The sequence below is a fragment of the Pseudomonas sp. FG86 genome (assembly GCF_057808775.1).
The window spans coordinates 1-20947 of the sequence record NZ_JBMDIS010000049.1 but is presented as its reverse complement, the minus strand read 5'-3'; the positions used below and the strand labels follow the sequence as shown (position 1 = coordinate 20947).

Annotated in this window: 18 protein-coding genes; 5 read left to right on the top strand and 13 right to left on the bottom strand. The window is 62.8% G+C overall.

Annotation, left to right across the window (positions count from 1 at the left end; all coding sequences use genetic code 11):
• Positions 1 to 48: 48 nt before the first annotated feature.
• The 6 genes from ACODSV_RS24765 to ACODSV_RS24740 form a co-directional block, all read right to left on the bottom strand.
• Positions 49 to 1188, bottom strand: coding sequence for an NAD(P)/FAD-dependent oxidoreductase (locus ACODSV_RS24765; protein WP_150053782.1), 1140 nt, complete (start codon positions 1186 to 1188; stop codon positions 49 to 51).
• On the bottom strand, positions 1181 to 2803 hold the full coding sequence (locus ACODSV_RS24760) for a methionine--tRNA ligase (protein ID WP_150053781.1): 1623 nt from the start codon (positions 2801 to 2803) through the stop codon (positions 1181 to 1183). Before ACODSV_RS24760 ends, ACODSV_RS24765 begins: the two co-directional genes overlap by 8 nt.
• Positions 2804 to 2807: 4 nt before the next feature.
• Positions 2808 to 3932, bottom strand: coding sequence for an NAD(P)/FAD-dependent oxidoreductase (locus ACODSV_RS24755; RefSeq protein ID WP_223817796.1), 1125 nt, complete (start codon positions 3930 to 3932; stop codon positions 2808 to 2810).
• On the bottom strand, positions 3929 to 4282 hold the full coding sequence (locus ACODSV_RS24750) for a cupin domain-containing protein (protein WP_150053779.1): 354 nt from the start codon (positions 4280 to 4282) through the stop codon (positions 3929 to 3931). The genes ACODSV_RS24755 and ACODSV_RS24750 overlap by 4 nt, the downstream gene beginning before the upstream one ends.
• A gap of 16 nt (positions 4283 to 4298) precedes the next feature.
• Complete coding sequence (locus ACODSV_RS24745; protein ID WP_223817795.1) at positions 4299 to 5639, bottom strand: lysine N(6)-hydroxylase/L-ornithine N(5)-oxygenase family protein; 1341 nt, start codon at positions 5637 to 5639, stop codon at positions 4299 to 4301.
• A gap of 96 nt (positions 5640 to 5735) precedes the next feature.
• A complete protein-coding gene (locus ACODSV_RS24740) occupies positions 5736 to 7109 on the bottom strand; it encodes an MFS transporter (RefSeq protein WP_102623838.1) in 1374 nt (457 codons plus the stop codon).
• A 139-nt stretch (positions 7110 to 7248) separates the two neighbouring features.
• Between ACODSV_RS24740 and ACODSV_RS24735 the strand changes: the two genes are divergently transcribed.
• A complete protein-coding gene (locus ACODSV_RS24735) occupies positions 7249 to 8010 on the top strand; it encodes an ArsR/SmtB family transcription factor (RefSeq protein ID WP_024075325.1) in 762 nt (253 codons plus the stop codon).
• Here the strand turns inward: ACODSV_RS24735 and ACODSV_RS24730 are convergent.
• From ACODSV_RS24730 to ACODSV_RS24710, 5 genes are all read right to left on the bottom strand, one after another.
• Complete coding sequence (locus tag ACODSV_RS24730) at positions 7985 to 8650, bottom strand: glutathione S-transferase family protein (protein ID WP_024075324.1); 666 nt, start codon at positions 8648 to 8650, stop codon at positions 7985 to 7987. The genes ACODSV_RS24735 and ACODSV_RS24730 overlap by 26 nt on opposite strands.
• Positions 8647 to 10116 carry an FAD/NAD(P)-binding protein gene (locus ACODSV_RS24725; protein WP_150053778.1) on the bottom strand — a complete coding sequence of 490 codons (1470 nt, stop codon included), beginning with the start codon at positions 10114 to 10116 and terminating at the stop codon, positions 8647 to 8649. The genes ACODSV_RS24730 and ACODSV_RS24725 overlap by 4 nt, the downstream gene beginning before the upstream one ends.
• Positions 10113 to 10547 carry a nuclear transport factor 2 family protein gene (locus ACODSV_RS24720; RefSeq protein WP_024075322.1) on the bottom strand — a complete coding sequence of 145 codons (435 nt, stop codon included), beginning with the start codon at positions 10545 to 10547 and terminating at the stop codon, positions 10113 to 10115. The genes ACODSV_RS24725 and ACODSV_RS24720 overlap by 4 nt, the downstream gene beginning before the upstream one ends.
• A 111-nt stretch (positions 10548 to 10658) precedes the next feature.
• Entirely contained in the window at positions 10659 to 11201 is a 543-nt protein-coding gene (locus tag ACODSV_RS24715; RefSeq protein WP_150053777.1) for an ester cyclase, read from the bottom strand.
• A 28-nt stretch (positions 11202 to 11229) separates the two neighbouring features.
• Positions 11230 to 12234: a polysaccharide deacetylase family protein gene (locus ACODSV_RS24710; protein WP_150053776.1), complete on the bottom strand. Its 1005-nt coding sequence runs from the start codon at positions 12232 to 12234 to the stop codon at positions 11230 to 11232.
• A 101-nt stretch (positions 12235 to 12335) separates the two neighbouring features.
• Here ACODSV_RS24710 and ACODSV_RS24705 point away from each other — a divergent pair, with 101 nt between their 5' ends.
• The 4 genes from ACODSV_RS24705 (at position 12336) to ACODSV_RS24690 (ending at position 19285) form a co-directional block, all read left to right on the top strand.
• A complete protein-coding gene (locus ACODSV_RS24705; protein ID WP_150053775.1) occupies positions 12336 to 13232 on the top strand; it encodes a LysR family transcriptional regulator in 897 nt (298 codons plus the stop codon).
• 204 nt (positions 13233 to 13436) lie between these two features.
• Entirely contained in the window at positions 13437 to 14678 is a 1242-nt protein-coding gene (mexE, locus tag ACODSV_RS24700; protein WP_150053774.1) for a multidrug efflux RND transporter periplasmic adaptor subunit MexE, read from the top strand.
• Between the two features lie 15 nt (positions 14679 to 14693).
• On the top strand, positions 14694 to 17873 hold the full coding sequence (locus ACODSV_RS24695) for an efflux RND transporter permease subunit (RefSeq protein ID WP_024075317.1): 3180 nt from the start codon (positions 14694 to 14696) through the stop codon (positions 17871 to 17873).
• Positions 17870 to 19285 carry an efflux transporter outer membrane subunit gene (locus tag ACODSV_RS24690; protein ID WP_024075316.1) on the top strand — a complete coding sequence of 472 codons (1416 nt, stop codon included), beginning with the start codon at positions 17870 to 17872 and terminating at the stop codon, positions 19283 to 19285. Before ACODSV_RS24695 ends, ACODSV_RS24690 begins: the two co-directional genes overlap by 4 nt.
• A gap of 79 nt (positions 19286 to 19364) precedes the next feature.
• On the opposite strand, the gene ACODSV_RS24685 is transcribed toward ACODSV_RS24690, so the two are convergent.
• Both ACODSV_RS24685 and ACODSV_RS24680 read right to left on the bottom strand, forming a co-directional pair.
• Entirely contained in the window at positions 19365 to 19754 is a 390-nt protein-coding gene (locus ACODSV_RS24685) for a hypothetical protein (protein ID WP_150053773.1), read from the bottom strand.
• Entirely contained in the window at positions 19744 to 20691 is a 948-nt protein-coding gene (locus tag ACODSV_RS24680) for a hypothetical protein (protein WP_150053772.1), read from the bottom strand. Before ACODSV_RS24680 ends, ACODSV_RS24685 begins: the two co-directional genes overlap by 11 nt.
• Positions 20692 to 20947 lie beyond the last annotated feature (256 nt).

Sequence of the window (20947 nt, the reverse complement as noted above, 5' to 3'; positions counted from 1 at the left end):
GTCGAATCGTCGACACCGACTGATCGCCGGCTCGGACGTCAGGATCAACTAGGTTGACTGAACGCTCCCGAGAAATCGCTCTACCGCAAACACCCCCATCTGCGCCGGCATCTCGCCCTGCAATACCCACTGCGCAATCGCCTGCCCAAACAACGGCGCAAACTTGAAGCCATGCCCGCACAACCCTGCCGCGACAAACAGCCCCGGCAGCCGAGGGTCGGGCCCGACAATCGGGTTGCCATCCGGTGTGTTGTCGAAGAACGACACGCGGCGCCCGGTGGCCTGCGCGCCGGTCAGGCGCTTCAAGCGCAGGGCGGCGCGGTCGCGGTAGGCCAGCACGTTGGCGTCGCAGAAGCTGCGGTCGAAGCTATCCGGGTCGATCGCTACGCCTTCGGCGGCAATCAGCGAGCCGATGAAATAGCGGCCGGGCTGGTCCGGGCGCAGGTAGAAGCCCGCCTCCCGGTCGCAATAGCCTGGCATCGGCGAGTCAACGCCCTCCACCTGGACAATGCCGACGCTTTGCCGGGTGGCGTGGATCGGCAATGGCGCCTGGCAATCGTCAGCCAGTGTGGCAGCCCACGGCCCGGCGGCATTGACCACATGGGCGCAGGCGATAAAGCCGGTGTCGGTCTGCACGCCGATGGCGCGCCCGGCCTGGCGCACGATCCGTCGTGCCGCCCGCCCCTCGTCGATCACCGCGCCGAGGTCCCGTGCACCGGCTGCAAAACTGCGCGCGGTCAGGCGCGGATCGCAATAGCCCGCGTCGGGCTCGAACACCGCGCCCGCCAGGCCGTCGATAATCAGGTCTGGCACCTGCGCCTGCATTTGCTCGGCAGATAACCACTCAAGCGCCGCACCCGTCGCGCGCAAATGCTCGACGTTGGCCTGGGTGGCCGCTTGTTCGCGGGCGGGAATACCGGTCAAGAACCCCGTGCGCTGGTAGCCGCAAGTGCCGGGATAGTGCTGCCGCCAATCGCGATAGGCCCGCACGCCCCGTGCCGCCAGTTGGCTGAGGACAGGGTCGGCGTAATACTCGCGCACGATCCCCGGCGACGCGCCCGACGAGCCACTGGCAATCGCGCCTTTGTCCAGCAGCCGTACCGACGCGCCGGCGCGCGCCAGGTGCCAGGCGGCGCTGGTACCGGTGGTGCCGGCACCGATCACGATGACGTCAGCGTATTCATGCATCGCTGGATGCACCCGCCAGCACCACGCTGGCCGGCAAGCATGGCGCCAGCGCCAGCGGGGACAAGGCCGCAAAACGCGGGCGCGCCACGGTCTCCGGCCTCGGCAGCGAGGCGGCATACAGCGCCTGGACCACCGGCAAACCGTCATGGCCCAGGCGGTGCCACAGGTGCTCGGCCAGGCGCGGCATGATCGGCGCGGCCAGGTACGCCAGGCCCTTGAGCCACAAGTAAGCGTGCCCAGGCTGTGTCACGTCCAGGTCCGGCCGTTGCATCCACTGGTGCAACACCTCCCAGGCGTCGCGCACCGAGACAGCGTCGAGCCGGAACGCCTGGCCCAGGCGCGCAACGGCCATTTCGAGGCCCGGCAACAAGTCTGGCTCGATGGACTGCAACCGGGCCTGATCGAGGCTGCCGAGGGCCAGGTCGACACGCCGGTCGAGGGCACCGGCCAGGTCCACATTGACCACCTCGACAAACTCCTCCACGGCGAAATTGGTTTCGCCCAGTTCGGGGCTTTCGCGGCAGAGGAAATAACGCACGCCATCGCTGGTGGCCGGGGTTTTTTCGACGATATCGGCGGCCCAGACCACATGCAGGCGGCTGGTGGAAAACTTCGCGCCTTGCAGGTTGTAGAAGTAGTTGGTCAACACGTAGTCAAACGACTGGTGATCCTGCAGGGCATCCATCACCGCCACGCTGCCCGCCAGCAGCAACACCGCGTTATCGATACCAAAGCTGACCAGCGTGGTCACCTCGCTGCTGCGCAGCATGGCGTGGCCGTGCTCCGGGGAGTGCTCGCGGGCACGGTCGGCGCAGGTCAGTGCGTATTCCCAGCCGGACTCGAACAACACGCGTGGGTTGTCAAAACGATCCGGGCTCCAGGCCACACCCCAGTCGCCGGGTGCAGTCAGCCGCACGCGGCCATTTTCGCGTTCCAGGAAGCGCGCGATCACCTCGATGATCGACGCCGGCGCACCGGACGCCGCCATGCGCCGCAGCAACTGGTCGGGGTGGGCCACTTTCAGGAACAGACTTTCGACCTCGACCCACTGCAACGGGCTGTCGCCCATGCGCGGCTGGGGATTGAGCATGGTTTCCGGGCGGAACAAGGCACCGCAGGCTTCACAGAAGTAGCCGCCAGCCCCGGCCTGGCAATACGGGCACTGCCCCACCAGCCACGCGCCGGCCATGTAGCGACGGGTATGCGGGCAATACAGCACACGTTCGACCACGGTTTCGGTCACGCCCAACGCCACCAGGCGCTCGACCGTGCGCCGGGCATTGTCTGCATGCTGCGCGGCGTACGGGCCTTGCACCAGGTCGAGGAAGTCATCGACCTCGACATCCAGCGCGCGCAGGTCGTTGGCGATCTGCCCGTGGTAGTCACGCACCACCTCTTCGGGCGCGCGCTGCTCCTGCACGCCTTTCCACAGGACGTAGGAGTCGAAGCCGTCTACCGCCGAGACCACATCGACACTGTGCCCCTGGGTGCGCAGGTAGCGCCCGAGCATGTCCATGCGCAAGTAGGGACCGGCAATGTGGCCCAGGTGCAACCTGCCGTTGGGCGTGGGAGGAATCGGCATCAGGAAGAATTTTTGCGCGGTGATAGCAGTCATCTTTTCAATCCATCGAGGCAGCGGAAAGTGTGGGTTCGGCGATGGCCGCCGTATCGGGCCGATGAGCCACGATCAAATCGAGGGCCTCGCGGGCAATGCCGGGGGCCAGGCGGAAACCCGCACCACTGCCGGCACCGGCAAATACCAGGTGGTGCACCGGGTCGAAGCTCACCCGCGATTCGCCGCTGGGGCTGTAGCTGTCGCAGAACACCCGGCCGCCGCGACACCGCGCCACCAATGCCGGCAGGTAGTGCGCCAGCGTGCGGTTGGCGACGTCCCGGTCGTGGGGAGTGATTTCCAGCGCGTGCTTGCGCGGCGCCACATCCCATTCATCACAACGGAAGCTGAACAGCCATTGGTTGCGCGCGGCCAGTGGCATCAGGTACGCATCCGATTGCGGCAGGAACAACGCCGCGGCATTCGCCGGCGGTACGCCATCGATATGCAAGGCCACCACCTTCTTGACCCGTAGCCCGTGCTCGGTAGCGAGTGCGGCAAACGGCGACTCGCTGACCCATGGCCCGGTGGCAACCAGGGTGCGTCGGGCGCGCACGCTGGCGCCATCGGCCAGGGTGATACGCGAACCGCTGCCCTGCGCATCGATACGCTGCACCCCCACGCCCTCGATGCAGCGCACCTGGGCGCTGGCCAGGCTCTGGCTGATCAGCAACCGCGCCACCCAAGGCGGCTCGTAGCTTTCGGCGGTGCCGCCGCGCAACAGGCACTCGGCCGTGCCCACAGTGAGCGGCGCGCCCAGGCGTTCACCGAGGTCGGCGGCCGACAGGTCGGCGGGCTCGACCGTGGCCTCGACCACGGCCTGCTGAATCTCGGGCGTCAGGCTGCGATCCGCCAGCCAGTACACCGGCGCCTGGCTGGTGCGGATGCCCAACCGATCACGCAGCGCGCGGTACAACCCGGCACTTTCCCCGGCCAGGCGCCGTTCGCGTGCCGAGCGCCCGGTGGCCAGCAGCACCCCCGCCGAATGCGAGGTCGCCCCATCGCCGATGCGGTAGCGGTCGATCAACAGAATCCGCCAGTGCGGGTAACGCTGTACCGCGTGGTGCAAGGCCCAGGCGCCGATAATGCCGCCGCCGACAATCACCAGGTCGAAATCCTGCTGCATGCTCATGCCCACCACACCGAAAACACCTGGACCTGCGCGGTGCCAGTGTTGCGCGCTAAATGTGGGCGCCAGGGGGCAAAATACAAACTGTCGCCATTTTTTACCGCGTGCCAGGTACCGTCGTAGAACACGTTGAGGTCGCCGCCGCTGATAAACCAGATCTCGTTGACTGCGTGCCTGTCTTCATCCGTTGCGCAGTCGGGATCGATGGTGAAACGCGAGGACTGGATCGGGGCGTTGACCAATTTGCCGGAAAAGTGGTGCAGGTACAGGTGCACGCCTTGCAGCGCCACCGGTTCCTTGGTTTCGCGAATGACCGGGGCGTTGCCGTTGGGCGGTAGTGTGATGGGCTCCATGGCCGGGCTCCTGGGTCTAGTTGGCGAGGGCGGTCAGGCGATCGAAACGCGCGTCGCTGACCTCGTCGAAGGCAGCGCTGGGGCCCCATTGGACGAACGCCTCGGGTTCGTCCAGGTCGTACAGGGCTTGCCCGCTGACGCTGTTGAGGATGTTTGCGCAGCGCCAGGGAATCAGGCCCAGGTTCGGGTCGGCGATGCCTTTCTGGCTGCGCGCGGCGTTTTGCACGTAGATGGCCGACCCCTGCGGGCCGTCCCACTGCACGGAGTAGTCCTGGTTGAACAGGTATTCGCCATTGCGCCGGGTGATGCGTGGCTCGATCGCCCCCAGGCATTCCGGCATCTGGTAGGCGTACCCGGTGCACAGCACCGCCATGTCGGCACTCAGCTCTTCCTGCACATGGCTGTGCCCATGCACCAGCGACAGGCTCCAGTGATGGGGTCGCTGCTGGACTGCGGTCAACTCGCGGCCCGGCAACAAGCGGATTTTGCAAGGGTGATGCAGCACGTGCTTGAGCTCGTACAGGCGGCGGTAAATCGATTGCAACAACGATTGGGAGATGCCGTCGCTCGCCAGTTTCTGTTCGACCAGCAGCGACTGGCGCACGGCCTCAGGTTGGGCAAAGAAGTGGTCGCTGTATTGCGGGGTATACAGCTCGTTGGTAAAGGGCGACTCATCCAGCGGTGAGAAATTCCAGCGCCGCGACACCCAGGTCACGCTGGCCGGTAGCGCGCTGGTGTCGGACAGCAGGTGCTGAATGATCTCGGCGCCGGTCTGGCCGCCGCCGATCACCACCACGCGTTTGTCTTTCAGGCTGCGCTTGCGGGTCATGTACTGGGAGGAATGGAACAGCGTGTCGCCCAGGTGTGGGCGCGCGAATGCCGGGATCGAAGGCTGTTGCCCGGTGCCCAGCACCAGGTTGCGCGCCGGCTGGACCCAGGTATCGCCCTTGAGCAGGAACAGCCCGTTCTCGAACTCCACCGAGCGCACTTCGCTGTTGAAATGCAGGTTGGGCAGCTGGGTACAGGCCCAGCGGTAGTACTGGTTGAATTCGCGGCGCAGCACTTGATCGAAATTGGCGTTGATAAAGCTCAACAACTGTTTTTGCTTGGCCAGGTAGGCGAGGAACGACAGTGGATTGGACGGGTCCACCAGGCTGACCAGGTCCTTGAGGTAGTGCACCTGCAACATGGCGTCGGGCACCATCATCCCCGCATGCCATTGAAATTCGCTGCTGCGCTCGAAAAACGTCGCGGTGAGGCCGGGTTTGGGCTGGGCCAGCGCCGCCAGGCTCAAATTAGCCGGGCCAATGCCGATTCCCGCTATATCTACAACGGCTGCCGCAGAGAGCACATTCATGATCATTATCCCTAGTGATGATGTTTTTCAGGTGCAGCGGCGCCTCGCGGCATTCACGAAGGCGTGCTGGGCAATGGTTTTACAAATGCAAACGCATCAGTTTTTCACGGGGTGCGCAGCTGGCACCTTGAGCACCAGGGCGGACAGCATCATGGCCAGCAATGACAAGCCGATCGCAACGCTGACAGCGAGGTAGATGGCATCGCTACGCGGTTCGATCGAGGTCAGCAGGGCCCCGAAGATCGCCACGCCAAAGGCTGAACCACTTTGTCGACTGGCATTGAGCGTGCCTGCGGCCACCCCGGCCTTGGCACGATCAACCACACTCATGAGCACGGAAGTGGCGGCCGGCGTAATGATCCCCGCACCGAACCCCACCGCCGGGTAACACAGTGCGATGCGCCAGTACGGCGCATCGACGGCCAACGCGAACAGGCCGATGAACCCCAGGGTGTACAGGCCGAACCCCGCACACAGCACGGCGCGGGCGCCATAGGCCCGGGTCAACCGGCCGCAGGTGAAGCTGCCGAGGGTGACCATGGCGGTCAATGGCAGGAACGCCAGGCCCGTCTCCAATGGTGACCAGCCCCGGTCGGTCTGGAAGTACAGGCTGAGCAGGAAAAACAACCCGTAGAACACCAGGGCCGAGACCAGCGACAGGAACGTTGCCCCGGAAAACACCGGGTTACGGAAGTAATGCAGCGGCAGCATCGGGTCCTTGTGCCGGCTCTCGGTCACCAGGAACGCGCACCAGGCGATACACGCGACAAACACCCCGACGTAGACCCACTCGGAATTCCACCCCAGTTTGGCCCCTTCGATCAGCACGGCCACCGAGGTCGCCAGCGCAATAATGGCGGTGATTTGCCCCGTGACATCCAAGTGGCGGTTGGGCGCCAGGGGCGCTGAAGATGGGATGCGCGACGTCAGCCAGACGCCGACCAGGGCAATCGGCACGTTGATCAGGAAAATACTGCGCCAGCCGAACAGTTCGATCAGCACCCCACCCACCAAGGGGCCGGCCGCCATGGCAATACCACCGCAGCCTGCCCACACGCCGATGGCACTGGCACGCTGGTGGGTCTGTGGGTAGGCGCTGTTGATCAGCATCAAGGAGCATGGCACCAGCAGCGCGGCCCCTACCCCTTGCAGGACGCGTGCGCCCACCAGTTCAGGCAGATCGTTGGCCAGCCCGCATAAGCCCGAGGCCAGCGCAAACAGGCCGAGGCCGACGGCGTAGATTTTCTTTGCTCCGTAGCGGTCGCCGAGCAAGCCGCCCGTCAGCAGCAGGCTGGCAAAGGTCAGGGTGTAAGCGTTGATCACCCATTGCAGGCCGGTGATATCCGAGCCGAACGTCTGGGAGATGGACTCCAGTGCCACGTTGACGATGGAGGTATCCAGAATGACGACCACATAGCTGAGGCTGGTGGCGATCAGTACCTGTCGTTGGTAGCGCGTGTTGAGTTCCATATCCCCGTCTTTCCTATCCATAATGGCGCTTTGACTATAAGCAGCTTTTCAATTGAAACGCTTCGGGCTGTGTCGAAGTGTTGGTGTTTATGTCATCCTGAAACCCGACATCATCTGGCAAAGCGCGGAGTTCAAGGGAATGACCCAGCCTAAAATTTCATCCATCGCCTACTTGATCGCCGAGCCTGTACGCGCCGTGATCCTCATCACCCTGGCCGATGGCAGTTCCATGTCCGCCAGTGCCCTGGCCGATGCTGCTGGGGTGACACCGCAGACAGCCAGTTCACACCTGGCGAAGTTGCTCGATGGCGGTTTGCTCACGGTCGAGACCAAGGGCCGCAACCGCTTCTATCAGTTGGCCGGCCCTGATGTATCCCATGTATTGGAAAGCCTGGCGGCGGTGTCGCCGCAGACCAGTACCTGGCGCAGCCTGCCCAACCGTGCCGCCCATGAGCTGCGCTTTGCCCGTTGCTGCTACGACCACCTGGCCGGCCAGGTCGGCGTTGCGGTGACCCAGGGCATGCTCGACCGTGGCTACATCCTCGATCGCAACGAACGCGAATATGTGCTGACGCTGCGCGGCATTGAATGGCTGCAATCGCTTAACCCGGACAGTGGCGAGCCGTGCTTCCAGGACCACGTCCAGGCCCGTCGTTGCCTGGACTGGACCGAACGCGAGCACCACATCGCCGGCCCGCTTGGGGCCCATCTGCTGGAGACCTTTTGCCAGCTGGGCTGGCTAAGGCGAACCACCGGCACGCGCGCGGTGCACGTCACCGGCGCCGGCTGGCGCGCGTTCAAAATGCATTTGGGGATTGAACACTTGCGGCATCTGGAGGCGCCCTTGCATGCGATGGCGCCGGCCCGCAAAAGGCTTATGCCGGCTCCCGCCGCGGGCTGAACAGCCCTTCGATTTCGCGGATCCTGCGCTCCTGGGCAACCCCGCTCTGCTGCCAGGCGGCAATCGCGTTGATCCGCTCATACCAGGCCGCCACATGGGGGTACTCCAGGAACGGCGCCTGGGTGCGCGGGATATGGCTCAAGGGCGCCGCCAGGTCGATGTCGGCCAGGGTCAGCCCATCGCCGACCATAAACCGGCGGGTACTCAGGTGCCCCTCGAGCACGGCGGTGTAGCGGTGGATGGCGTGCAGGGCTTCCGCAACCAGGGTCGGGTTTTCGGCATGCCCCTTCAGGCGCTCCATGAAACGCTGTTCGATCAGCACCGTGGGCCCGCGGCGAAAATGCTCGGCGGCCCAGAACATCCACTTGAGGGTTTCGTACTTGGCCTTGCCCGAGGGCAACAACGACGAACCGGCCTGTTCCGCCAGGTAAATCATGATGGCCGACGCCTCGAACAGCACCACGTCGCCGTCGACAAAGGTCGGGATCGTGCCGTTCGGGTTGAGCGCCAGGTACTCCGGCGTACGGTTCTGGCCGCTGAACAGGTCGAGGAACACGAATTCCACGTCCAGCCCCAGGTAAGCGGCCGTGGTCAGCACACGCCGGGTATTGCTCGAACCTCTGTCGCCATACACTTTCATGCCACTGCCTCGGTTGCCTGTTCGTCCATTAATGAAAAGTGCTCGCCGAGCATCACCACCACCTCGCCCGCCTGACGCACCGATTGGTACACCGAATTGACCATCGGCGCCGCCAGGTAGGAGGCCACGCCCAGCAGCCAGATGTTTTCCGGCGCCCCGGCGCCCGGCAAGCTGACCTGCAATTGCGCAGACACTTCGGGGGGCGTGCAGGGCGTGGCGGGCGTCACGTGCAGGGCCAGGCCGTCCGGGGTGGCATGGAACGGTTGCTTGTGAAAGCCGGTGGCGCAGACCACGGCGTCGACCACCTCGACATGCCCATGGCGGTCACGGGCCTGCCATCTGCCCTGCCACTCCAGCGTCGTCGGCAACTGGGGCGCCAATTGCAGCTGCCCTTGATCGATCAGGCGCAACAGGGTGGTCGCGGTCTGCAACGGCACCGCGAACAGGTAGCGCCCAACCGCTTCCCAGCAGTTTTGCAGCGCCGCCAGCCTGACTGCCGGCGGCGCGGCGCGCAGCTTGATGTCGGCCAGGTCCATGCACTGCACCAGCAGGTTTTGCCAGTCTGTCGCGCCCCCCTCGGCCAGGGCGATTTCACCGCGCAGGCGCTGGACAGGCTCGGCACTGCGATCGATCTGCGCACGCAACGAGCGGCCACTGATGGCCTTGGCCGAACGCGCGACGATGCGCAGCAAATGCCAGTACAGCTTGGGGCTTTCCAGGTCCAGTCGGGCAAACCGCGCTTCATCCAGGCTCGCCGTGCACCGTCGGGGAGTGCCCGTGCGCACGCCCGGCAAACGCCCGGACGGCGAAGCCATCAGCACCTGGTGCCCCGCGCCGCACAACAGCAGCACGCTATCGATGGCCGACAACCGACTGCCCAGCACCAATACCCGCGAAGGCCGGGTCAGGCTCGCCAACCAGGACCGGGTCGGGTACGGCGTCGCGAAAATCCCCGGTGCGCCCAGGTGCGGGGTCACCAGCGGCGGCACAAACGGCGCCGCGCTGCCGGTGCATACCAGCACCGCCGAGGCTGAACGCTGGCTGCCATCCTCCAGTTCCAAGCGGTATTCACCGTGGGCGACCGGCTTGATATGGCGCACCGCCGCACGCACCACCCGGTGCTCGATGCCCCGGGCCTCGGCCAGGTCGCGATACTCGGCATACCGCTGTTTGAGGTAGCCCGACACCCAGGCCCGCGGCACAAACGCCTGTTCACCGGCATCGATGCCTTGGGCCCGCAGGTAGTGCTGGAAGTCATGCATGTCGTCGTCCAGCACCGACATGGTCTGCACCGAGGTATTGCACAACAGCGTGTCCTGGGAGGCCGTGAAGGCGATTGAATCCGCCAGCCCTTCGGGATCGATGATCTCGATGCAACCCGCCACGCCCGTGCGCACCAGCTTGATAAAGGCCGCAACGCCGGTGACTGAGCCACCAATGATGGCGACCGTCGCCCGCCGCGTCACAACGTATGCGCCTTGGCCAGGACAGGCGCCAGCAACCGCACGCCGTACCAGCCCCAATACACGCGGTGATAGGTGATCAGGCCGTTTTCGATCTCCATCATTTCCATCAGGTCGACCTGTTCGCCTTTGGGCGTCTTGCGCGGGTACTCCCAGGTCAGGTTGCGACCATTGATGAACGCTTTGTCGCTGCGATACCACTCGGCCAAGTCACTGGGGAACTTGCGCTTGCTGTCTTCCATGAACCGTTGGATCACGTCGCGCCCCACCAGTACCCCGCTGCCGTGGTCGGGGTAGATCGCCAGCACCAGGGGTGTCTCGAACACCGCGTGTTCTGCGTACAGCGCTGCAGTGGCCGCGAGGTCGCCCGCACAGACGGTGGTGTGCCAAGCTTCATAAATACCCAACAGGCCAGGATCGATAGACGAAGTCATGGAGTTTCCTCAGGGGGCAACACTGCAATAATAGAAGCCCCAACTATAGGGAATTGCCACCCCAGGATGCTTCGACCTGGCCCGAAGTGTCTGCCCTGCCCCTCTCAGGCGTCAGAGCGCGCCCAGCTGTTTCATCACACTCAGGTTGTCTTCGATGTGCCAGTTGGCGGCGATCTTGCCGTTTTCGATCTGGTAGATATCGGTGGCGATAAAATCCACCGGTTGCCCGGCCCCCTTGATCTGGCCGAATGTACCGGTGAAATGCCCGCGAAAATGCAGGTGCACCACCACCCGGTCACCGGCAAGGATCATCTGTTCGACCTCGCAACGCAGGTCCGGCACCGCACCGCGAAAGGTCCGCGACGCCAGCAACGCGCCCTGCGGGCCGGGTTGGCGACCGGGCGGCGGGGTTTTGTCGACGAAATCATCGGCCAGGGCTTGCAGCGCCAGGCGTTCGTCACCGGTATTCCAGAAGGTGTCATAGCGCAGGGCGGCGGTTTCCATGCTGGCCCGCTGTACGGCCGACAGGCTGTTGTCGATCACCCGCACGCCCGGCTTCACCAGCTCGGGGGTTGCCGCCATGACCGTGCTGCAAAACGACGAGGCCAGGAGCGTAGTGACAATGCCAAAGCGCGATATTGCTGAGTGTTTCATGCTGCTGTTTCCTTGTGTGGGGGACGGTTCAAATCGTCTCGCCTTCCCTGACGCTGAGGGGGCTCTTGAGGGTGTATTGCGCGATCGCGTCCTTGCGCATGAAGGCGACGCCGGGGTGGCTGTTGGCGTAGCGCAGGAACTCATCCCAGACCCTGACCATTTGCGGCGTACCGCTGATGCGGTCGTGGGCACTGATCGACATCATGCGGCGCCGGCTGCCGGCCTCTTCGTACAGCTGGTCGAAATCCAGCTTCACCTGTTCCAGGAACTGCGACGGTGAGTAGTTGCGGCCTTCGATCAGGACAATGTCGTTGTTGCGCAAGGTGTACGGCACCACCACAAAGTCCTTGCCGTTGACTTGTTCGATAAACGGCTCGTCACGGCTCACATCATCGATGTGATAGACGTAGCCCAGCTCTTGCAGCAACGACAAGGTATTGGGGCCGCGGCGCAACCAATTGCAGTTGTAGCCGCTGACCGGTTGGCCGGTGACGTCTTGCAGCATGCGGGCGGCCTGGCGCAGGAACGTGCGTTCTTCATCACGGCTCATGGCAAATTGCGAGCTCCAGCGCGGGCCATGGCCGGAGGCTTCATGGCCGCGCGCGACGATCTCGCGGGCCAATTCAGGGTGGCGCTTTACCGCGTCCCCGATCATGTGGCTGGTGACCTTGACGCCATGTCGGTCCCAGAGGTCGAGCAGCCTGGGAATACCTTCGCGGTAGCCGTAGGCGAACCAGGTATTGGTGGCCGGATCGGCGGGCACGTTGTCGGGAAAATCCACAGGGGGAAACGGGCTGTCGGTGCCCTTGAGCGGTTGCCCGCCGGCTTCGAATTGCATCGACACTGACACCACCAGGCGCGTATTGCCCGGCCAGAAGCCGCCCTTGGCCCGGCGTACGCTTGCCGCTGGGGCAGCGTCCGTTGGCGCCGTGGCCGCGTTGGCCGTGCCGAGCAACGATCCCGCGGTTAGTACCGCGGCACCGGCGCCCGCCTGGGCCAGGAAAGTACGCCGTTGCAGGTTCACGTATGACATGAGCGTCACTCCGTTGGATAAACACGGATGCAACCCTAAGCCTTTAGGTTTATTTTGATAATTGAGCGCAAATCAAAAATCACTTTCGGAAAAACCGAATAATGCTACTGAAGAACCTTGAGCTGTTTTTGCTGATTGTCGAGAAAGGCGGGTTATCCGCGGCCGGCCGGGAACTGGGTTTATCCCCGGCCTCCGTGTCGGAACGGCTGGCGCAGTTGGAGAGTTTCTACGGTGCCAGCCTGCTCAACCGCACCACCCGCGCGATCAACCTCACGGATGAAGGCCGCCTGCTGGTCGATGGCGCCCGGCGCCTGCTGGCGGAGGCGGATGAGTTGCACAACAGCATTCGCTTGGGCACCCAGAGAATTTCCGGGCCGATCCGCCTCAGCGCCCCGGAAGACCTGGGCCGCCAATACATCGAGCCGATCCTTGCGCAGTTTATGCAGGAGTACCCGCAGGTCAGCATCGACCTGAACCTCAGCGACGGCTACGTCGATCCCGTCAGCCAGGGAATCGATTTCGCCGTGCGCTTCGGCGCGTTGGCCGACAGCACGCTGCATGCCCGGCTGATCGGTGAAAACCGACGTGTCGTGTGTGCGTCACCGCTGTACCTGGCCCGGCATGGCACCCCGCAACACCCCGAGGACTTGACCCGACATGAATGCCTGGTCATGCGCTTCGGTATCAATATCGCGCGGGAATGGACCTTCAAGCTGCACGGCAAGACACACCGCATCCTGGTGAGTGGCCGCCGCGTGGCGAATGACGGCGCGCTGGTCCGGCAATGGTGCCTGGCCGGCCATGGCCTGTGCTTGAAATCGGTGTGGGATGTGCGCGCCGACCTCGATGCCGGGCGCTTGGTCGAAGTACTCAAGGACTACGACCTGGGTGGCACCGCACTGAACATCGTCTACCCGCCCTCGCGGGTCCAGCCCAGGCGCGTGCGCCTGCTGATAGAACGTATCGCCGCGCAGTTGACGGCTGAGGGCACAACGTAAGCCCGGATAAGTTCCTTGCAGCCCGTGCAACACACCGTTGCTATCAATCACATTGATAGCTGCCTAATGAAACCTGCATGCTAGAGGGCTGACAACGCGCTTATATCATTCCGAATGATAGTTACCTTTGCTTCATTCGATTCGTGACATACCGCCTCGCCGCGCATGATCCGCCCATCTCAAATACATTGGCGGATGCACCTCATGGAACAGTCACTCAAACACTTACGCTTTCCCTTGGCGATTTTGGCCGTGGTAGTGATGAGCGCGTGCGGCAAGGCGCCGGAACAAGCGGCCGCCATGCCTGCTGCGAAAGTCAGCGTGGCCAAGGTACTCGAACAACCGGTCAACGAGTGGGACGAGTTCACCGGTCGCCTGGAAGCGCCCGAGACCGTACAGATTCGTCCACGGGTTTCTGGCCAGATTGACCAAGTCGCTTTCACCGAAGGCGCTTTGGTCAAGAAAGGCGACCTGCTGTTCCAGATCGACCCACGTCCATTCCAGGCCGAAGTGCGCCGCCTCGAAGCCCAACTGGCGCAAACCAAAGCCGCAGCCACCCGCAGCGATAACGAAGCCCAACGCGGCGAGCGCCTGCGCCAGAGCAATGCGATCTCCGCCGAACTGGCCGACTCGCGCACCACCGCCGCCCAGGAAGCCCGCGCCGCCGTCGCCGGGATCCAGGCGCAGTTGGACCTGGCCAAGCTGAACCTGAGCTTTACCCGCGTCACCTCGCCGATCAGCGGCCGCGTCAGCCGTGCCGAAATCACCGCCGGCAACCTGGTGACCGCCGATGTCACCGCGCTGACCAGCGTGGTCTCCACCGACAAGGTCTACGCCTACTTCGACGCCGATGAGCGCGTGTACCTCAAGTACACCGAGCTGGCTCGCCAGGGCCGTCGCGGGGCGACCACCCCGGTGTACCTGGGCCTGTCGAATGAAACCGGCAACCCGCACCTGGGCCAGATGAACTTTGTCGACAACCAGGTCAACCCGGCCACCGGCACCATCCGTGGCCGCGCCGTGTTCGATAACAGCAAAGGCGAATACACCCCTGGCCTGTACGCACGCCTGAAACTGGTCGGCAGCGGCACCTACTCCGCCGTACTGATCAACGACGAGGCCGTGGGTACCGACCTGGGCAAGAAGTTCGTACTGGTGATGGAAGGCGACAAGCCGGCTTATCGCGCGGTGGAGCTGGGGCCGAAGATCGAAGGCTTGCGTATTGTGCGCAGCGGCCTGAACAAGGACGACACCATTATCGTCAAGGGCCTGCAACGCGCGCGCCCCGGCTCGCCGGTCGCCCCGGAAACCATTCCGATGGCCAGCAAGGAAACCCTCGCCGCCTTGGCCCAACAACGACAAGCGCTTGAAGCCAGCAACCTGGAACAAGTGACGCCGGACAAAACCGCGCCCAAACTTGCCAGCGCTGCGACTCCACGCGGTTAAGGGATACGACTCAAGATGAATTTTTCCAAGTTCTTCATTTCGCGGCCGATCTTCGCAGCGGTGCTGTCGCTGCTGATCCTGATCGCCGGTGCGATCTCGCTGTTCCAGTTGCCGATCAGCGAATACCCGGAAGTGGTGCCGCCCACCGTGGTGGTACGCGCCAACTTCCCGGGCGCCAACCCCAAGGTCATCGGTGAAACCGTGGCCGCGCCGTTGGAGCAAGCCATCACCGGCGTCGAGAACATGCTGTACATGTCCTCGCAGTCGACCGCCGACGGCAAGCTGACCCTGACCATCACCTTCGCCCTGGGCACCGACCTGGACAACGCGCAGGTGCAGGTGCAAAACCGTGTGACGCGGACTCAGCCAAAATTGCCTGAGGAAGTGACGCGCATCGGTATTACCGTGGACAAGGCCTCCCCCGACCTGACCATGGTGGTGCACTTGACCTCGCCAGATCAGCGTTACGACATGCTGTACCTGTCCAACTACGCGATCCTCAATATCAAGGATGAGCTGGCCCGCTTGGGTGGCGTGGGCGACGTGCAGTTGTTCGGCATGGGCGACTACTCCCTGCGTGTCTGGCTGGATCCGAACAAGACCGCCTCGCGCAACCTGACCGCGACCGATGTGGTCACCGCGATCCGCGAGCAGAACCGCCAGGTAGCAGCCGGTGCCCTGGGCGCCCAGCCTGCTCCAACGGATACCAGCTTCCAGTTGTCGGTCAATACCCAGGGTCGCCTGGTCACCGAGGAAGAGTTCGAGAACATTGTGATCCGCGCCGGCGCCAACGGTGAAATCACGCGCCTCAAGGACATCGCCCGCGTCGAGCTGGGGTCCAGCCAATATGCGCTGCGCTCGCTGATCGATAACCAGCCAGCCGTCGCGATTCCGATTTTCCAGCGCCCCGGCTCGAACGCCATCGACATCTCCAACGATGTGCGCGCCAAGATGGCCGAGTTGAAAAAGAGCTTTCCGGCGGGCATGGATTACCGTATCGCCTATGACCCGACGATCTTTGTGCGCGGTTCCATCGAAGCGGTCGTGCATACCCTGTTCGAAGCACTGATCCTCGTGGTGCTGGTGGTGATCCTGTTCCTGCAGACCTGGCGCGCCTCGATCATTCCGTTGGTGGCAGTACCGGTATCGTTGATCGGTACGTTTGCGGTGATGCACCTGTTCGGGTTCTCGCTCAACGCGCTGTCATTGTTCGGCCTGGTACTGGCCATCGGCATCGTGGTGGACGACGCCATCGTGGTGGTGGAGAACGTCGAACGTAATATCGAGCTGGGCCTGGCGCCGTTCCCGGCGACTGAAAAAGCCATGAGTGAAGTGACCGGCCCGATCATCGCCACGGCGCTGGTGCTGTGTGCGGTGTTCATTCCAGCCGCCTTTATCAGTGGCTTGACCGGCCAGTTCTACAAACAGTTCGCCTTGACCATTGCGATCTCGACGGTGATCTCGGCGTTCAACTCGCTGACCCTGTCCCCTGCCCTGGCCGCCGTGTTGCTGCGCGGTCACGATGCGCCGAAGGATCGCTTCTCGAAGTTCCTCGACAAGCTCTTTGGCGGCTGGCTGTTCCGTCCCTTCAACCGCTTTTTCGAGAAAGCCAGCCATGGCTACGTGGGTACCGTACGCCGGGTGATTCGCGGCACGGGCATTGCCCTGTTCGTGTACGCCGGCCTGATGGTGCTGACCTTCTTCGGGTTTGCCCACACCCCGACCGGTTTCGTACCGGCCCAGGACAAGCAATACCTGGTGGCCTTCGCCCAACTGCCCGACGCTGCGAGCCTGGACCGCACCGAAAACGTGATGAAGCGCATGTCGGACATCGCCCTGAAGCAACCCGGCGTGGAAGCCGCGATTGCCTTCCCGGGCCTGTCGATCAACGGATTCACCAACAGCCCGAACAGCGGCATCGTGTTCGTGACCTTGAAACCGTTCGATGAGCGCAAAGACCCGAGCATGTCCGCCGGGGCAATTGCCGGTGCATTGAACGGCAAGTACAGCGGCATCGAAGAAGCCTACATGGCGATCTTCCCACCGCCGCCGGTACAGGGGCTGGGCACCATCGGCGGGTTCCGCCTGCAGATCGAAGACCGTGGCAACCTCGGCTATGACGAGCTGTACAAAGAAGTGCAGAACGTCATCACCAAGAGCCGTGGCGTGCCGGAGTTGTTCGGCCTGTTCACCAGCTACACGGTCAACGTGCCACAGGTCGACGCGGCCATCGACCGTGAAAAGGCCAAGACCCATGGCGTGGCAATCAGCGACATCTTCGACACCCTGCAGGTGTACCTGGGTTCGTTGTATGCCAACGACTTCAACCGCTTCGGGCGTACCTATCAGGTCAACGTGCAGGCTGAACAACAGTTCCGTCAGGACTCCGACCAGATCGGCCAGCTGAAAGTGCGTAACAACAAAGGCGAGATGATCCCACTGGCCACCTTCATCAAGGTCAGCGACACCTCAGGGCCAGACCGCGTGATGCACTACAACGGCTTTATCACCGCTGAAATCAACGGCAACGCGGCACCGGGCTACAGCTCCGGCCAGGCCCAGGCGGCGATTGAAAAACTGTTGAAGGATGAACTGCCCAACGGCATGACGTACGAGTGGACCGACCTGACCTATCAGCAGATCCTCTCGGGCAACACCGCGCTGTTCGTATTCCCGCTCTGCGTACTGCTGGCGTTCCTGGTACTGGCCGCCCAATACGAAAGCTGGAGCCTGCCACTGGCGGTGATCCTGATCGTACCGATGACGCTGCTGTCGGCCATCACCGGGGTGATCATCTCGGGCGGCGACAACAACATCTTCACCCAGATCGGCCTGATTGTACTGGTGGGCCTGGCCTGTAAGAACGCGATTCTGATCGTCGAGTTTGCCAAGGACAAACAGCAGGAAGGCCTCGACCCGCTCGCTGCGGTGCTGGAAGCCTGCCGTCTGCGTCTGCGGCCGATCCTGATGACCTCGTTCGCCTTCATCATGGGCGTGGTGCCCTTGGTGCTGTCCACCGGTGCCGGTGCCGAGATGCGGCATGCCATGGGTGTGGCGGTGTTCTCCGGGATGATCGGTGTGACCTTCTTCGGTCTGTTGCTGACGCCAGTGTTCTACGTACTGATCCGTCGCTATGTGGAGCGCAGCGAAGCGCGCAAAGCGGCCAAGGCCTTGAAGCTGGAGACACAGCAATGAGTGTGAAAGTCTTTCTGCCGAGCTTGCTGGTCCTGGCGCTGAGCGCCTGTGCCGTGGGCCCGGACTACAAAACCCAGACCCCGGAGGCGGCGAATATCACCGCCGCCGCGGATGCCAAACAGTATGACCACGCCAAGTTCGAAGGCATCTGGTGGCAACAGTTCGACGATCCGACCCTCAACCAGTTGGTCACGCAATCGCTGCAAGGCAACCGTGACCTGCGCGTCGCCTTTGCCCGCCTGCGCGCTGCACGGGCGATCCGCGACGACGCCAGCAACGACGCCATGCCGACGATTACCAGCCGCGCCAGCAGTGACCTGGCCAAGGGGCAAATCCCTGGCCAGACCACCCGGCGGGTGAACAGCGAGCGGTATGACCTGGGCCTGGACATGGCCTGGGAACTGGACCTGTTCGGGCGCATCCAGCGTAACCTGGAAGCCACCGACGCCGACCAGCAGGCCGCCGAAGCCGATCTCTACCAACTGCAAGTCACGATGATTGCCGAACTGGTGGACGCCTACGGTCAACTGCGTGGCGCGCAGTTGCGTGAACGCATCGCCTTGGACAACCTGAAGAACCAACAGGAGTCACGCACCATCACCGTCAGCCTGCGCGACGCCGGTGTGGGCGATCAACTCGACGTGGAGCGTGCCGACGCACGCCTGGCGGCGGTGGAAGCCAGCGTGCCGCAACTGCAAGCCGAGCAAGTGCGCGAGCGTAACCGCATCGCCACCCTCCTCGGCCAGCGCCCCGACAAGCTGACCGTGGACCTGAGCCCGAAAGACTTGCCGGCGATTGCCAAGGCGCTGCCGATCGGCGATCCAGGGCAACTGCTGCAACGACGCCCGGACATCCTCAGCGCCGAACGCAAACTCGCCGCCGCCACCGCGCGCATCGGCGTGGCCAAGGCCGACCTGTTCCCACGGGTCAGCCTCAGCGGCTTCCTCGGTTTTACCGCCGGGCGGGGTTCGCAGATCGGCTCATCGGCCGCGAATGCCTGGGCCCTCGGCCCAAGCATTACCTGGGCCGCCTTTGACCTGGGCAGCGTGCGTGCCCGCCTGCGCGGCGCAGACGCCGAAGCCGATGGCGCCCTGGCGACCTACGAGCAGCAAGTGTTACTGGCCTTGGAAGAGTCCGAGAATGCTTTCAGTGATTACGGCAAGCGCCAGCAACGCCTGGTCTCGCTGATCCGTCAAAGCGAATCCAGCCGCGCCGCCGCCGACCTCGCCGCGATCCGCTACCGCGAAGGCACCGTGGACTTCCTGGTCCTGCTCGACGCCCAACGCGAACGCCTGGCCGCCGAAGACTCCCAGGCCCAGGCCGAAGTCGACCTGTATCGCGGGATTGTGGCGATCTACAAGGCGCTAGGGGGTGGCTGGAAACCAGACACCGTCGTGGCGACTGCCCAGTAACGTAAAGAGCTCCTTTGGTTGGTCGCATCCAGCCAATTTTTTGCCCTGTGGCCTGTTTGGCCATGGGGCTTTTTTTTGATTAATGTCCCAGCCATCTATAGAGGGTGTCGGCTGTGGCAATCGTTAAAAAAACCACGCCCCCCAGCATCATGCTTTGAAGTACACGCTTAAGGCCGCGAGGAAAGTCCTGCACTTGCTGCCGGTCCACGACACCACGCCGTATGTTCCATCGCGGCATTGATACCGTCGCCATGACGGCGCACAGTCGAATCACCCTCCCCAGTATCCAATCGCCCCAGATGCGCTTGTGAGAAGTGACAAGACTGCATTTGTTTAATCGGTCCTCCATCTCATCCAGTCTTGCATACGCCAGAACAATCCCCGTCACATTAAAGGCAAGGGCCAAACACATGACTCCCACATCAAACCAAAATTTCTGAGGGTGATTGAACAAGTAATCAATACTCATAGATTTTCTCGCCTACGGTTTCCCCGAGCGCTCCCCCATAACTGCCACCAATCGCACCACCGGTTCCCCCTCCTATCAACAGGCAGCCCAATGACACTGGCCCGGTTGTGGGGCCCAATACGACAAAACATAGCGCGGTTACCAAAGCCCCACCTGCCATTCCGCCCACAACGCTTCCGCCCAGCTTACCCACCTCCAAATACTTCGCCTTACTACACTGCTCCTCCCTCCCCGTTGAACACGCCTCCTTGATCTCCAGCGCAGTAGATGCAGTACTCAACGCAATCCCCAACGGCGTCCCGGCTTTAAGCACCTTCGCCGTCCTGGCAATCTTCGCAATCCTCTCGGCATATCGCCTGATCTCTCCGGTATGCAGATAGCTCCTGGTGGAAATCCCCAGCATCTTCTTGATCGATCCGTCATTACGCAAGCCGGTGCCGTAACGGGTGAACCCACGCATTTGCGCTTCCAGTTTGGTAAACAAAACCTGGCGACGTGCCAGGAACTCATCCCGCGCAGCACCGCCGCCTCGGCGCAGGGACTGTTTGTGCAGGGCGTCAATTTCTTCCAGGGTTTTGGCGATGTCCTTCAAGTGCCGACTCCACGCATCGCCCGCCGTTCCGACGCCGAGCGAGGTGTAGCCCAGCAAGCTCTGCAACAGGTCATAGTTCTGCAAAGCAAAGTCGGCTCCGCCTTCGGCCATTACGCTATGGCGAATGTCCCATGCAGACTGCATCAACCTCGACTCTTGCGGCGTACACAGGGCCGTCGAGTCGTCTCCGATGATCACCAGTTGGCCCGGTAGAACCACTACGTTGCGGATATGGCTGTTGAGTAAGTCGAACTTCTTGGCGGCGGGTCCGCTCAGGTCAAGACGAGCCTTGAGTTCGGTCGACGTTTGTTGGCGTTCGTTGATAAACGCATAGGGCTGAGGCATCTGCAGCTCCATCAAATAGAAAGAACTGCAAAATCTAAGTAACGCTCAGTGGAAATGTCGTGGTTTTACCGGGCGAATTTGCCGGCTATTTTTCACTTTAGGAAATCGGCTACGCGGTGAATTCCAATATATGTCAGGTATTGCGCATTTTTTTGGACATTTATGGGAATGGTTTTGGCGGCCGACTTGCAGATGCACTATCGGAATATTGTTAGCTCGGAGACGCGAAAACACATTCAGGAAGTGCCCGTCTCGT

Excerpts from the sequence above, each read along its gene's own strand:
- ACODSV_RS24710 (WP_150053776.1), bottom strand. The coding sequence starts at position 12,234 with ATGTCATACGTGAACCTGCAACGGCGTACTTTCCTGGCCCAGGCGGGC.
- ACODSV_RS24705 (WP_150053775.1), top strand. The coding sequence starts at position 12,336 with ATGCTACTGAAGAACCTTGAGCTGTTTTTGCTGATTGTCGAGAAAGGC.
- ACODSV_RS24680 (WP_150053772.1), bottom strand. The coding sequence starts at position 20,691 with ATGCCTCAGCCCTATGCGTTTATCAACGAACGCCAACAAACGTCGACC.
- ACODSV_RS24720 (WP_024075322.1), bottom strand. The coding sequence starts at position 10,547 with ATGACTTCGTCTATCGATCCTGGCCTGTTGGGTATTTATGAAGCTTGG.
- mexE (WP_150053774.1), top strand. The coding sequence starts at position 13,437 with ATGGAACAGTCACTCAAACACTTACGCTTTCCCTTGGCGATTTTGGCC.
- ACODSV_RS24740 (WP_102623838.1), bottom strand. The coding sequence starts at position 7,109 with ATGGAACTCAACACGCGCTACCAACGACAGGTACTGATCGCCACCAGC.
- ACODSV_RS24750 (WP_150053779.1), bottom strand. The coding sequence starts at position 4,282 with ATGGAGCCCATCACACTACCGCCCAACGGCAACGCCCCGGTCATTCGC.
- ACODSV_RS24765 (WP_150053782.1), bottom strand. The coding sequence starts at position 1,188 with ATGCATGAATACGCTGACGTCATCGTGATCGGTGCCGGCACCACCGGT.
- ACODSV_RS24745 (WP_223817795.1), bottom strand. The coding sequence starts at position 5,639 with ATGAATGTGCTCTCTGCGGCAGCCGTTGTAGATATAGCGGGAATCGGC.
- ACODSV_RS24690 (WP_024075316.1), top strand. The coding sequence starts at position 17,870 with ATGAGTGTGAAAGTCTTTCTGCCGAGCTTGCTGGTCCTGGCGCTGAGC.
- ACODSV_RS24715 (WP_150053777.1), bottom strand. The coding sequence starts at position 11,201 with ATGAAACACTCAGCAATATCGCGCTTTGGCATTGTCACTACGCTCCTG.
- ACODSV_RS24685 (WP_150053773.1), bottom strand. The coding sequence starts at position 19,754 with ATGAGTATTGATTACTTGTTCAATCACCCTCAGAAATTTTGGTTTGAT.
- ACODSV_RS24755 (WP_223817796.1), bottom strand. The coding sequence starts at position 3,932 with ATGAGCATGCAGCAGGATTTCGACCTGGTGATTGTCGGCGGCGGCATT.
- ACODSV_RS24735 (WP_024075325.1), top strand. The coding sequence starts at position 7,249 with ATGACCCAGCCTAAAATTTCATCCATCGCCTACTTGATCGCCGAGCCT.
- ACODSV_RS24695 (WP_024075317.1), top strand. The coding sequence starts at position 14,694 with ATGAATTTTTCCAAGTTCTTCATTTCGCGGCCGATCTTCGCAGCGGTG.
- ACODSV_RS24730 (WP_024075324.1), bottom strand. The coding sequence starts at position 8,650 with ATGAAAGTGTATGGCGACAGAGGTTCGAGCAATACCCGGCGTGTGCTG.
- ACODSV_RS24760 (WP_150053781.1), bottom strand. The coding sequence starts at position 2,803 with ATGACTGCTATCACCGCGCAAAAATTCTTCCTGATGCCGATTCCTCCC.